10 protein-coding genes are annotated in these 12,908 nt (G+C 43.4%); 2 read left to right on the top strand and 8 right to left on the bottom strand.

The window, feature by feature from the left end; genetic code table 11:
• The first annotated feature begins 376 nt into the window (after positions 1 to 376).
• Complete coding sequence (locus QUB13_RS20600) at positions 377 to 2,053, top strand: ABC1 kinase family protein (RefSeq protein ID WP_333384105.1); 1,677 nt, start codon at positions 377 to 379, stop codon at positions 2,051 to 2,053.
• Positions 2,054 to 2,189: 136 nt separating this feature from the next.
• Complete coding sequence (locus QUB13_RS20595; protein ID WP_193973787.1) at positions 2,190 to 2,564, top strand: hypothetical protein; 375 nt, start codon at positions 2,190 to 2,192, stop codon at positions 2,562 to 2,564.
• 101 nt (positions 2,565 to 2,665) lie between these two features.
• On the opposite strand, the gene QUB13_RS20590 is transcribed toward QUB13_RS20595, so the two are convergent.
• The 8 genes from QUB13_RS20590 to QUB13_RS20555 all read right to left on the bottom strand — a co-directional run bounded on the left by QUB13_RS20590 (position 2,666) and on the right by QUB13_RS20555 (position 12,908).
• The gene (locus QUB13_RS20590; RefSeq protein ID WP_333384103.1) at positions 2,666 to 3,694 is read right to left on the bottom strand and encodes an Npun_R2821/Npun_R2822 family protein; all 1,029 of its coding nucleotides are present in this window, start codon (positions 3,692 to 3,694) and stop codon (positions 2,666 to 2,668) included.
• Between the two features lie 157 nt (positions 3,695 to 3,851).
• Positions 3,852 to 4,730, bottom strand: coding sequence for an Npun_R2821/Npun_R2822 family protein (locus QUB13_RS20585; RefSeq protein ID WP_333384108.1), 879 nt, complete (start codon positions 4,728 to 4,730; stop codon positions 3,852 to 3,854).
• Positions 4,731 to 4,807: 77 nt separating this feature from the next.
• Complete coding sequence (locus tag QUB13_RS20580) at positions 4,808 to 5,782, bottom strand: Npun_R2821/Npun_R2822 family protein (RefSeq protein ID WP_333384099.1); 975 nt, start codon at positions 5,780 to 5,782, stop codon at positions 4,808 to 4,810.
• 100 nt (positions 5,783 to 5,882) lie between these two features.
• A complete protein-coding gene (locus QUB13_RS20575; RefSeq protein WP_333384096.1) occupies positions 5,883 to 6,992 on the bottom strand; it encodes a formylglycine-generating enzyme family protein in 1,110 nt (369 codons plus the stop codon).
• An 11-nt stretch (positions 6,993 to 7,003) separates the two neighbouring features.
• The gene (locus tag QUB13_RS20570) at positions 7,004 to 7,954 is read right to left on the bottom strand and encodes a glycosyltransferase family 10 domain-containing protein (protein WP_333384106.1); all 951 of its coding nucleotides are present in this window, start codon (positions 7,952 to 7,954) and stop codon (positions 7,004 to 7,006) included.
• A gap of 155 nt (positions 7,955 to 8,109) precedes the next feature.
• Positions 8,110 to 9,321: a glycosyltransferase family 4 protein gene (locus QUB13_RS20565; RefSeq protein ID WP_333384093.1), complete on the bottom strand. Its 1,212-nt coding sequence runs from the start codon at positions 9,319 to 9,321 to the stop codon at positions 8,110 to 8,112.
• 339 nt (positions 9,322 to 9,660) lie between these two features.
• Complete coding sequence (locus tag QUB13_RS20560; RefSeq protein WP_333384090.1) at positions 9,661 to 11,664, bottom strand: ABC transporter ATP-binding protein; 2,004 nt, start codon at positions 11,662 to 11,664, stop codon at positions 9,661 to 9,663.
• Positions 11,665 to 11,750: 86 nt separating this feature from the next.
• On the bottom strand, positions 11,751 to 12,908 hold the full coding sequence (locus QUB13_RS20555) for a glycosyltransferase family 4 protein (RefSeq protein WP_333384087.1): 1,158 nt from the start codon (positions 12,906 to 12,908) through the stop codon (positions 11,751 to 11,753).

Raw genomic sequence — 12,908 nt, 5'->3', positions numbered from 1 at the left:
CAATGTACGGGATGTAACGGATGTAACGGATGTAAGTCCGATGTCCGTCGGAAGAAGGAAGAAGGAAGAAGGAAGAAGGAAGAAGGAAGAAATAAGAAATAAGAAGGAAGAAGGAAGAAGGAAGAATGTTTGAACTTTCGACTTCCCATCCCCGATGCCCAATGCCCGATGCCCAATGCCCGATGCCCGATGCCCGATGCCCTGTTTGCCCGATGCCCAATCCCTCCGCTTCGCTCCGCCCAATGCCCGATGCCCGATGCCCGACGCCCGACGCCCGATGCCCAATACCCAATGCCCGATGCCCGACGCCCGATGCCCGATCTCAAATTTTCAATTTAACCTGCAATTTTCATAAAATTAAGAGGAAAATAAACGAGTGCCTCAGTATAAATTCACTCAGGCTAGACGCTACGATCCACAAGCGATCGCTAAGTATTACCGCAAACGTCCTTGGAAAGCCATTTGGCGAGCAATTACCGTTATTTGGTCTTTTGCAGGCTTCGTGCTGGGGATGCTGTGGGACAGTTGGCAGCACGAAGCCGCAGCACACCAGCCGGAACGCGCCACCCATCTACGACAAATACTCACTCGCTTGGGCCCCACTTTCATTAAAGTCGGCCAAGCCCTTTCTACCAGACCGGATTTAATTCGCAAAGACTTTCTCGAAGAACTGATCAAACTTCAAGATCAATTGCCACCCTTTGATTCGGCGCGAGCATTTGAGATTATTGAAGCAGAACTCGATCGCCCCATTAGCGAAACCTACAGCGAAATCTCCCCCGAACCAGTCGCCGCCGCCAGTCTCGGTCAAGTGTACAAAGCCCGTCTCATGACCGGAGAAGCAGTCGCTGTCAAAGTTCAGCGACCCAACTTGCTACCAATATTGAGCCTCGACCTTTACTTAATGCGCTGGGCCGCTGGATGGTTAGCCCCCTTGCTGCCGCTCAATCTCGGCCACGACCTCTCTTTAATAGTCGATGAATTCGGCATTAAACTATTCGAGGAAATTGACTATATCAACGAAGGTCGCAACGCCGAAAAATTTGCCACAAACTTTGCCGACGACCCCACAGTAAAAGTTCCGAGTATCTACTGGCGCTATACTTCAAAATCCGTTCTCACACTCGAATGGATTGACGGCATCAAACTGACAGACATCGCAAGCGTGAAAGCAGCAGGCTTGGACACCGATAGCTTAATAGAAGTCGGAGTCCGCAGCGGTTTGCGGCAGTTGCTAGAACACGGATTTTTTCACGCTGACCCCCATCCGGGAAATTTGTTTGCCTTAGCGGACGGCCGCATGGCTTACATCGATTTTGGGATGATGGATCAGATGGAAGAAACAACCAAAGAAAGCTTGGTTGATTCTGTCGTTCATTTAATCAACAAAGATTACTTACAGTTAGCCCAGGATTTTGTCAAACTCGGCTTTTTGACACCAGACACAGACATTATGCCGATCGTCCCGGCCCTAGAATCTGTACTCGGCGATATAGTCGGCGAAAAGGTGTCAGATTTTAACTTCAAGACGATTACAGACCAGTTTTCGGAATTGATGTACGACTATCCTTTCCGAGTGCCCGCGAAATTTGCCTTAATCATTCGCTCTCTCGTGACAGAAGAAGGTTTAGCCCTGACGCTGAATCCCGATTTCAAGATAGTCGAGGTGGCGTATCCTTACGTAGCGCGCCGATTGTTAAACGGAGAATCTCCAGCATTGCGCCGTCGCCTGATTGAGGTATTATTCAAAGATGGCAAATTCCAGTGGAACAGATTAGAGGACATGATCGCGATCGCTAGGTCCGATCGCAGTTTCGACCTGCTACCCACAGCCCAACTAGGCATACAATTCTTGCTGTCAGAAGAAGGATCGTTTTTGCGTCGCCAATTGATATTAGCTTTGATTGAAGACGATCGCCTCCACACAGCAGAAGTTAGCAGCCTTTGGAACCTAGTCAAAGAAGACTTGCAACCAAGCCGCCTGTTCAACGTTGCTTTAGACGCTTTAACAGAGCTTTCCACAGCAGGAACAGCCGCACTGACTCGGTTTTAATTATAAGGAAGAAGGAAGAGGGAAGAAGGAAGAAGGAAGAGGGAAAAAAATCTACTTTTCCCAATTCCCAATTCCCAATTCCCAATTCCCAATTTTCCATTCCAAATCTTCCATTACCCAAACTAAGGAATTATTCGTGTATTATTTTCCAGAACCTCCATATTTTTTAATGAGCGCTGGATTGCTAGCAGGTATGGCATCAGGCTTAGCCTTTGAAGCAACACTCAAACAAGCAGTGCAGCAGTGGTCAAAAAATCGTTCTACTCGTACTTTAGCTAACCTGCCAAGGTTGCAATTATCCATACCTTTCATCGGAATGGCAGGGGGAATTTGCGTATTTTTAGCTTCGGGAGTGGAGATTTTTGGCTTCCCAAAATTACTTTCTTATGCTCTAGCTTTACCACTCACACTACTCACCGCGTGGTTGGTTTGGACTCAGCTAAACAAACTTTTAATCGAACTCGAACGCGGAGGTTCCCAAGCGCTCGATTTAGATTCATTTGAACAATAAACTTCTTAAACCGCAGACAAACGCGAATCACACAGATAAAAACCCATCAGCGTCCATCAGTGTTAATCTGCCAACATCTGCGGTTCAAAAAACAAATCAAACTAATCACCATCACTCCCAAAACTTCGCAACTTAAACATAATATTATTAATTTTTTTAACTACCCAACTTTTGAAATTTCTACCCAAACGAACCAACAAATTGGGAGGCGCGAGATTTGGGAGTTTTTCCGGCGAATTCAAATAGCGGTAGTGCAGAAATACCTCTCGGTAGGGAATCTCAATATCTTCCCCAGCACACAATCGAGTAAACTGTGCCGCCGAAATGCTCATGTAGTGCAAGTAAGTCAGCCGCCGTCCTTTGTCGTATAAAACATAATCTATCACATCAAATTTAGAAGACCAATGATTGCCCGTTACCCGTGCAGGTTGATGATACGCAAAGTTATAAAAAGAGATTTTGCTGCGGGCTACTAAATAGTTCAATAAAGATTGGTCAGATGCACTCAAACACATAATTTCCGCTTCTCCTGATGTTAAGTTGTCTAACAGTTGGACAGAATTTTCTCTATTAAATATTTCTTTTTTTGAAGCAAATAAACCTGTACAAAAAGTATGAGATGGCAGTTGGTCTATATTGAAAATATGTGGCAATTTATCTGATGATAAATCAAACACATAATTGAGGTCGGATTTGTACTGAAAATCGTTTGCTACCCAATCAAATTCATCAAGTTTGTGATAAATGTAATCCAGAGAACCCATTAACAGAGTGTCAGCGTCAAAATATACAAATTTGTCAAAAGGCCCGTCAAAACAGCATAATTTCCGATGCCTGGTCAAACAGTGAACTGGTTTCAAACCTTTAGCTTGCCAAACTTTTTGAGCTTTGGCGTGAGATGTCCAAGCTTGAGTTGCAAAGTCTTCCCAGAAATAAATTGAATCGGTGTTGTCAAAGAGGGTGACATTAGAACGAATTGCAATTTCTACTCGCACTTTTTTCAGCCTATCATCATAGGGAATAATACAAACGGGAATATCTTTTGCCCCATTGACTTCGAGACTGTTTAACAAAGCAACTAAGTGGTCGAAAACAACATCGTTTGCTAGAATATAAATGCCATCAGTCATAGTTTTTTAGTTAATAAGTAACCCAGCGCATATATATTTCTTTTTAGGTGCGGGCAAGATGCCCACACTACAAGAAATAAAATTTATAGATTGTGGAACAGGCAAGATGCCTGTTCTTCAAACCTTGTTGATAATGATACAACATATAATTTTCTCCTCACCTAGTTAAAACACGAAATAATTTTTGCACTAAATTTGGTTTTTCCTCTTCCTCATGAAGGTAACGATAATGTTTCCACAATTCCCAATAAGGACTACCCGATTTAATTGGTATCCCAGCCCAGTGCAGATATTTTAACTTTTTGCCTTTGTCATAAAGCAGGTAATCTATTTCCTGAAAATGTTTAGAACCAGCCCAGCTTCCTGGTTCTGCGGCTGAAGTTTTTACCAGATTGCAGCGCTTGGGAATTAACTTAAGAATCATATAATTTAGTATAGGTTGGTCTGTAACATTTTGAGTAAAGTCAAAATATTCTCGATGCTGCGCGCATTCTCGCAAAATTTCATACATTTGCGATTCGGTAATAGTGCCTTTTCTCGAAGCCCAAAAACCGCTGTTGAATACATCTTGAAGCTGTGAGTCGGTAAATATATTCTGTTCTTTTATGATTGGTGAAAATACATTTCGCAGTTTTTCGCTGAGGTGGTGATAGTCGCAGCAAAAAAAGTCTACTTCTGAGAGTTTGTTTAAGTTGGCTGCGATGTCTTCAAAAACGATGATATCGGTATCGATGTACAAAAATTCGTCGAGGGGGCCAAACCAGGCGCAGAGTTTCCGCATTTTGTTGGGAAGGGCTAGAAAAGTGCGATCGAACATTTGGCCAATTTCCCTGGTAAACTGTTCGACAAACTCCAGATTTGGGAACAATTGCACCCCGTAGAGGCTGCTGAGTGCGGCTGCGACTTGCTGATAATTGTCGTCGAACGGGATCAGAAAAACTGGTACTTGACAATTGTACAGACGTATGCTTGCCATAAGGGCGATCGCGCTTTCCATCACCTTATCATTAGCAACAATATAAATACCGCGACTCACATCAAATCCATTAACATCAGAATAACTCATTTCTCTTCTCTCTCTCTGCGTTCTCTGCGTCCTCTGCGGTTTAACAATCAAACATTTATCCTCAACCTTCTCAATACCCTGGTTAACAAATTCGACCTAGAAACCTCAGTATAAGACTTAGGCGCTTGGGTAAAAACCGGACGCTTTTCCGATTCCCGGAGATAGCGGTAATGGAGAAACAAATCGCCATAGGGAAACTCAATATTTTCCCCCGCACAAACTCTCCGAATCAAATCCGGCGGCACACCAATATAATGAAGATAAGTCAGCCGATTTCCCTTATCATACAAAATATTATCGCGTTCTTCAAAATGTTGGGAAGTGACGCTACACCCAGTTTTCTCGCCATCCGGGAGGCTACAAGCAAAATTATAGCTCTTCAGGTTCGTTTTCATCACCATATAATTGAGCAACGGCTGTTCTCCCGCACCTGCATAGAGAATTTCCGCCTCGCCCGATTGCAGTTGAGCTAACAGCCATTCCCTAGTATTTTGCTCAAACAATCCTTGCTTGCTGGCGTAAAATCCCGAACAAAATATTTCCGAATCAATCCGATTTTGATCGAAAACTTCGAGCAGTTTTGGTGACTGAATATTGTATACTTTAGTTGGGGATAGAAATTGAAAATCATAAACCACAAAATCCGATTCCTCTAACTTCTGAAAAACCGGATCGAGGGAATTCATCACCAAAGTATCCGCATCCATGTAGATAAACTTTTCAAACGGGCCGTCGAAAGCGCAAAAGCGCCGATGTGCGCCGTAAAGCCGGAATTTTTTGCGGTTCAAACGCTCTGGTGCGGCTGCTTGCATGAAGTTGTCCCATCGCTGAATTGATGCAGTATCTTCATAAATAAAGACGTTGGGACGGTTAACAATTTCAGTTTTAATTTGCTCGATTTGCTCGTCGAAAGGATAAATGCAGACAGGAGTATTTGAGCCTAAGATAACTTCAATACTGTTGAGCAAGGCAATTAGTTGATCGTAAACTGTATCGTTGGCTAGCGTGCAAATCCCATTCATATCTATTAGTCCGCGTAGGCGGACTTTGTTTGTGTAGAAGCGGTTTCAACCGCCGAATCATTTAAAGGGTAAAATGGTAGAAAAGTGCGATCGGGGGAGACTAAAGGACAGAACCGAAAACCAGAGCCACGCGAAAACCGATGAGCGAGGTGCGATCGCGCGCGCCCACAGAACTACGACGGGCAGCACGAGATTTGTCCGCATCGTAGTCCCAGGAACCGCCACGCGCCACTCGGCAATTATCCGTACCAGTATCCCAGGAACTTCCGTCTGTTGGTGCGCGATTGTAGTCATTGTGCCACCGATCGCTGCACCAGTCGAAAGCATTGCCGTGCATATCGTACAGTCCAAAGGCATTAGGGGGAAAACTCCCGACATCGGTTGCTTGTCGGCGGTTAAGTCCTTTGGAGGCGTTTGCGTAGGGGTAGTTTCCCTCATAGTTGGCTAATTCCGGGGTAATGGTTTCCCCAAAATGAAATGGGGTTGTTGTACCAGCACGACAGGCGTATTCCCATTCCGCTTCACTCAGGAGACGATACTTTTTCCCGGTTTTTTGCGAGAGTTTGGCACCGAATTCGACGGCAGCTTCCCACGATACTAGGTCTACAGGACGTTTTTCACCTTTTAACTTCGATGGGTTGTTTCCCATCACTGCTTGCCACTGTGTTTGAGTGATGGGGTATTTCCCTGCATAAAAAGCTGGTACTGTTACTTGATGCTGCGGACTTTCACGATAAATTCTACCTTCCTCTGTTGCTGGGGAACCCATCACAAATTTGCCGCCGGGAATATAAACCATTTCCAGCACAACTGAGTTCCCTAAGTCTTCGGAGAAGAAGCAAGCAAAGGACGTGCGGCGACTGTTTTCTTTTCCTTCAGCATCAACTGTTATCACATCAAAGTCAAAAGTAGGCAAATATTTTTGGAATTGCTCTTTTAGATTTAGTTCATCTCTATCCTTCAGCAGCGAATAGGCTGCAAACTTCACCGACATAGATTCATCTTGCAGTGCCCCAATTATTAAATCTAAACCTGCATCTCCATATTTCAGCGCTTCAGACAGTGCGGTAATTCTGACTTCCACAATCGGTGAAGCCAAACGACTTTTAACACCGGGAATCCCGCCTAAAACAGCCGCACCTAACGGCACTTGAGATTGACCGCCCTTGACTGCATCATATTCTCTAGGTTGATTTTGATTTTCTGTCATTGCGCTATTTCCTAAGATACAAAATTAGACAGCCAATTCAGCAAGTTCAATTCGTGGAGAATGATTTCCCTAGCTTCTGCAATTTTCTCCCTCGCTTCATGCCAATAATCCGCAGTAGCCACAACCTCTTTAATAAATTCAACCCCTTTTTCATCCAAACTCGGCAGCCGCAGAAAACTCCCTGCAGGCAACAATTTATCCGCCGCCGAACCGCCGTAATAAATTGGCAAACACCAACCTAACAAAGCATCCCAAAGTTTTTCGCTGACATACAAATCGTTTTCAGCATAATTCTCAACAGCCAAATTGTAATAGTACGGTGCGATGGCGTGCCATTTATTGTTAACAGTGCCGTTTCCCTGCGCCCAAATTGGCAAGTTTCGCCCGTAAAGGTCAAAGTTTAATTCTTGTTGTTGCAGCAATTTGATAAAATTCAATCGGTGGCGGTGATTGGCGCTGCGGCTAACACCTGAAGTTATCCAAGAACATAATTTAGTTTTCGGTGGCGCAGGCATTTCATTCAGTTCTCGAAACGAGTTAGAGTGATACCAAATCGCGGGCATATAATCGGGTTTTGGTGCGAAGTCGTCGGGCCCGGAAATGTAGCCACAATAAAGTTTGGCTTGTTCGTAGTTGGTTTTGGTAATTTCAATAACTTCTGGTAATGGCGGCTCTCTGATTAGATAAATGATCCGTTCTTGGGGAACGTTGCGGAATTTGTCTCGAATGTCATTTTCTGGTTGGGGATGCCTGTAATTTCGTATTTTATCCATCCACGATTGCTGTTTTGGTTGTCGGGGAAAGTCGAATTGATACATGAGTAAAAAGTCTGGATCTGGGTGGTTGGCAAGCATTTGAATATTTCCCCATTTGCCGAAGTTGTGGGGAGTTTGTTGCCACAGCCAATCGCTTTGACTCATCCCTGGGTATGTGGTGATTGTGCCGATGATTTTTGGGTTCATAATTAGTAGTATGTAGGGTGCGTCAGCTTGGGTGATTTTCGCCATAATTGATAATTTAAAAGCTGACGCACCGCACAGTTAATGGTGCGTCTGTTTTGATAATTTAAAAGCTGACGCACCGCACAGTTAATGGTGCGTCTGTTTTGATAATTTTATCAATTGTCTGTCGCCTGCGGACTGACGCACCCTACCAATGACTCATCCACATAACTCAAAATCCTCTCAATCCGATTTTCCCACGAAAATTGCTTGACAAATTTCAATGTTTCTGCATAACCTTCGACCTGCCTCGGATACTTGGTTAAACAATCTCGAATGCTTTGTGCAAACTGCTGCGGGTTATCCGGTTCGCACCAAATTGCTGCGATATTTCCAGATTTAAATTCCATCAAAGATGCAATCTCCGTCGCTACAATCGCAGTACCCGACGCCATATAATCAAAGAACTTCAAAGGAGACGTAAACGTCGCGGCTTCTGTCAAACAGTGAGGGTGAGTCAAAACATCCGCTGCTTGCAGCAAGCTAGCCAGTTGATTTTGAGGCAGGTATCCGAGAAAATTAATGTTGTTAACTTGCTTCTCTTTAGCTAATTTCCGGTATGCTGTAACTTGGGATGAATCCCCGCCCGCGATCGCAAATTGAACTTCCGGCAATTCCTCGGCTACATCCACCAGCATATCGACACCTTTAAACGGGTAAAGTCCCCCCGCATAAACTGCTAAATGCTGCCTGTCACCTGCTAATAATTGCTGCCGCCAATTATCGGCTGCTGCTGCTTGTCTCGCGAGAAACAAATGGTTAAAACCATTGTGCAGCGTAATTATTTTTTCTGGTGGCATCCCATTTTCAATCATGCTGTCTCGAACAGTATCTGCAACAGTTACAGCAATTTGAAATAGAGGATTGCTCACAATTTCTGGTGCAAATTTCTTGTCTTCATGGTGGTGCTGTTCGTAGATAGCGGGAATTCCGTTTTTAATAGCAGCTTTGACAAAGTTCCAGTCGCGGCTGTGGACGATTTTAGTTGATTTTAGCAGGTGAATTGGTAAATAATATTTACAAACTATGGTACTCGCATTCGTCCACTTGTTGTCCCAAAAATCGAAGGCAGGCACTGGCAAATCTGCTACTTTTAATTTTTCCTGAAGATTGTAGGTTTTGGCAAGTTTGTCATCGGGTTTTCTCGGCTGAAAAGGAAAAAGTAAATCAACCGGATTTGAAGCACTCCAGCCTTTGCGGAGGTATACCAAAACTGCTGGATAACCCAGATTTGCTGCGGCATTGGCAGAGTGTGCAACTTGAACTAAGCTTGCTATATTGGGTTGCGGCAAGACATTTCTGGTGAAAAATACATAATATTTAGACATGGGAATTGTTGATTGTTGACTGTTGATTGTTGACTGTTGACTGTTAACTGTTGACTGTTGACTGTTGACTGTTGACTGTTGACTATTAAGGATCGAAAACTTAATAACTTAAACACCTCCTACAGTTCTTTCTCTTGTAAGTTGCAAGATCGAAGGAGGCAGAGCCTCCGGATCTGCATTACCAGGCAGAGCCTGGTAACGAGCAACTAATAACTAATAACTAATAACTAATAACTAATAACTAATAACTAATAACCAATAACCAATAACCAATAACCAATAACCAATAACCAATAACCAATAACCAATAACCAATAACCAATAACCAATAACAACTACCTACTTTTTAACAGTCTGACGTTTGATAGTATTTTCTATAAATTCTAAGGTTTTAAAAATGTTAGCAGCGGAGTGAAATGATTCTCTAATTAACTCGTCTTTTTCTTCGGGAGAATCTACCATTTCATCTACTAGCAATTTGAGGTAAGCTATCATGGGAGTCAGGCGAGTGCGAATTTCGTAAGAACCTCTGATTAATGCTTCGTCACGAGCGGTTTCTTCGGCAAATTGCACTGAATACAAGCGAGTGTAGTAACCTCCTTTTGCTAGCAATTCTTCGTGGGAACCTATTTCTACTACTTGTCCGCGATCGATTACGGCGATTTTGTGGGCTTTTTGGACTGTGGAGAGGCGGTGGGCGATTACTAAGGTTGTGCGATCGCAGCTCAATTTCTCGATCGCCGATTGCACGTATCTTTCGGAAACCGTATCCAGGGAACTCGTAGCCTCGTCTAAAATTAAAATTTCCGGGTTTTGCAGCAAAGCTCTAGCAATGGAAATTCTCTGACGCTGCCCTCCCGATAATATTACACCGCGATCGCCAATTTGAGTATCCAACCCCTCCGGCAACAGTTCGATAAACTCATAAGCATTCGCTCCCCGCGCCGCTTCCACAATTTCTGCCTCAGTCGCTTGGGGCCTAGCGTAAGCAATGTTTTCGCGCACTGAAGCATTAAACAAAAACGTATCTTGGCTAACAATACCCATCGCTTTTCTGAGACTTTTTAGCTCAAATTCGCGCAAATCCGTGCCATCTATCGAGATATTACCTTCAGTAGGATCGTAAAATCTCGGCAGTAAATCTGCCAAAGTTGACTTACCAGAACCCGAAGTTCCTACCAAAGCCAAAGTAGTACCGTGAGGGAGAAATAAATCAATTTTTTGAAGAACTAAACTCTTGTGATTCGGATAACTAAAAGATACTTTATTAAAATGAATTCCCGATTGCAAGGGAGTGTACTGCACAGAACCGTTCAGCATAAACGGCTTGTCATCGCATCTCAAAAAATCATTAACCACTTCTACACTAGCCGACGTATTAGCAAATTGACTGCGCCCGCTATTCAACTGAGAAATCAAAGGAATTAACCGAAAAAGTACCAATAAATAGGTCAATAAAACTGTTGAAATAGACTCTATTTCATTTGCAAATATTGTGCGACCAATAAATACAATCAAAATAATAACTATCAAATTAACAACTTCGTTAATTGGGGCGATCGCCGCATAATTTACCTGAGCTTGAAAATCTGCGTGTTCTCGCCTTTGAATTAAATGCTTGATCCGCTGATACTCTCTTTCCTCGTTCCCCGTTGACTTGACCAGCCGAATCCCAGTTATAGTTTCCAGCACCCTAACCGAATAATCTTTCGACATTTCAGAAAGCAGGAGACCAAAATGCTTGGAACGGTTAATAATATATTGATTTGTCCAAGCAACTAACGCCAGCAAAACTGTAGCTGTCACCGTCAGTTTCCACGATATAGAAAGCAGCAAGCCCACAAACACCAAAACAGTGATTGAGGTAGTAAACATTCCGATTGCCGTACCCACTGCACTAGCCGTCCGGCCAATTTCTCCGCCCAATCTATTAATTAAATCCCCGACTTTAGTTTTAGAATAAAAATCTAAATCTACATCTAACAACAACCGTAAACCTGCTTCTCGCAAATCAAAAGTCAGAGAGCGCGTCAGAGAAGTAGCCACTAAAGTATTGATATAACTCGCAATATTTTTTAAAAAAATTGCCAGAAAAATCGCCGCTGTCATCAACATTAAACGCTGATTTTCGGGCATTCCTTCAAAGGGATACATCAAATTTTTAATGAGAGGTGGAGCGCCGCGCAGCTCGATCGCTTCATCCAAAAAATTTAAAAGCACTGGTACAATCAGAGTAGTGCTGATACCGCTGAATAAAGCCCCAGAAAAGCCCAGGATCACAGTTAATAAAATCCTGCCGGGATATCGTCTGGCAAATTTTAGGAGTAGCTTATTGGCAGACATGAAGCATTCCCAGCTAAACAGTATGGCATCTCAAAATATTTTTCAATTATACCCAGTTTTTCTTTCTCCATTCAGCCGCTTAAATGTCACCTCAATCTACTTGAAATTATATCTAAAAGTATCGGTGCCATTGCTTGAATGCTATATTTTTTCACGCATCTTTCCCGAGCTTTCATTCCTTGCAAATTCGCGGCTGTCAAATTTTGAAATATCCATTGAATTTTTTGGGAAATTTGAGCGGGAGAACTCGGCTCGACTAAATAACCGGTTCCCCCTAAAATTGCTGGAATATCCCCCACTCGCGTTGATAAAACAGGCTTAGCCATCGCCATCCCATCTGTCAGCTTGAGCGGAAACTGAGCCACCGCTGTCAGAGTTTCTCGCTGAGGAACAACGACAACATGAGCCGCCGCTACAACTTCAGGCATTGTCTCGACTGGAAACCTTGGCAGCTTAACAATCCAACGCCCCCATTGTTGCATAAGTCTATCATCATAATCGTCATAAGGACTTCCCCCGACGATCGCTAATTTTAAATCAGGCTCGTTTAACTGTTCGAGGGCCATCAAAACATCCTCAACACCTTTGTGAGGTCGAGGCGCACCCGGAAACATTAATATTCTATACCCAGACAAGCCATAACGCTCTCTGCTCAATTCAGGATTGTATTTAGCAGGGTCGAACATTTTAGTATCCTTGCCATTAGGCAAATATACACCGCCAAAACGCTGTTGTAAAAACTCAGTATCAACGGTGACTGCATTAGCACGGTGGATTAAACTTTCCATCCACTTGACATACAGCGGGTGATCCGGTTCTCTCAATTGACCGTTTTGTTTGAAAATGTCTCGATAAAGTTGTTTAAAAGAAGGACGATATTTCCATTCATCTTGGCCGAGCCAGCTCAGTTCCCAGTCATCAATATCTAAAATCACAGGGCGCAGAGTCTCCAGTTTTTTTAGCAGCGATAAACCAAAACTTGTAGGTTTAGGTTTCACCGCATAAATAATATCCCCATCTATTTTTTTCAAAATTTTTTGAGCATCCAGGAAAAATCCCGGATAGTTTTTTCCTGGGATCGCACATACCGGGATGTCTCTCGGAGGAATAGCATACAATTCCTTGCCAAACTTAAATCCGACGACTTCTACCTCGCAGTTAAGCTCGATCAGGACTTGAGCTAGGAGAAAAGCACGAATTGCACCTCCCCCGGATAAATCGCTCACCACTAATGAAACTTTCAC

The sequence above is a fragment of the Microcoleus sp. B4-D4 genome (assembly GCF_036705185.1).
Taxonomy (GTDB): Bacteria; Cyanobacteriota; Cyanobacteriia; order Cyanobacteriales; family Microcoleaceae; genus Microcoleus.
Note: the sequence above shows the minus strand (reverse complement) of the source record. Positions and strands in the feature narration are given on the sequence as shown.

Coding starts and splice junctions, on each gene's coding strand:
- QUB13_RS20565 (WP_333384093.1), bottom strand. CDS start 9,321: ATGTCTAAATATTATGTATTTTTCACCAGAAATGTCTTGCCGCAACCC.
- QUB13_RS20590 (WP_333384103.1), bottom strand. CDS start 3,694: ATGACTGATGGCATTTATATTCTAGCAAACGATGTTGTTTTCGACCAC.
- QUB13_RS20570 (WP_333384106.1), bottom strand. CDS start 7,954: ATGAACCCAAAAATCATCGGCACAATCACCACATACCCAGGGATGAGT.
- QUB13_RS20560 (WP_333384090.1), bottom strand. CDS start 11,664: ATGTCTGCCAATAAGCTACTCCTAAAATTTGCCAGACGATATCCCGGC.
- QUB13_RS20575 (WP_333384096.1), bottom strand. CDS start 6,992: ATGACAGAAAATCAAAATCAACCTAGAGAATATGATGCAGTCAAGGGC.
- QUB13_RS20580 (WP_333384099.1), bottom strand. CDS start 5,782: ATGAATGGGATTTGCACGCTAGCCAACGATACAGTTTACGATCAACTA.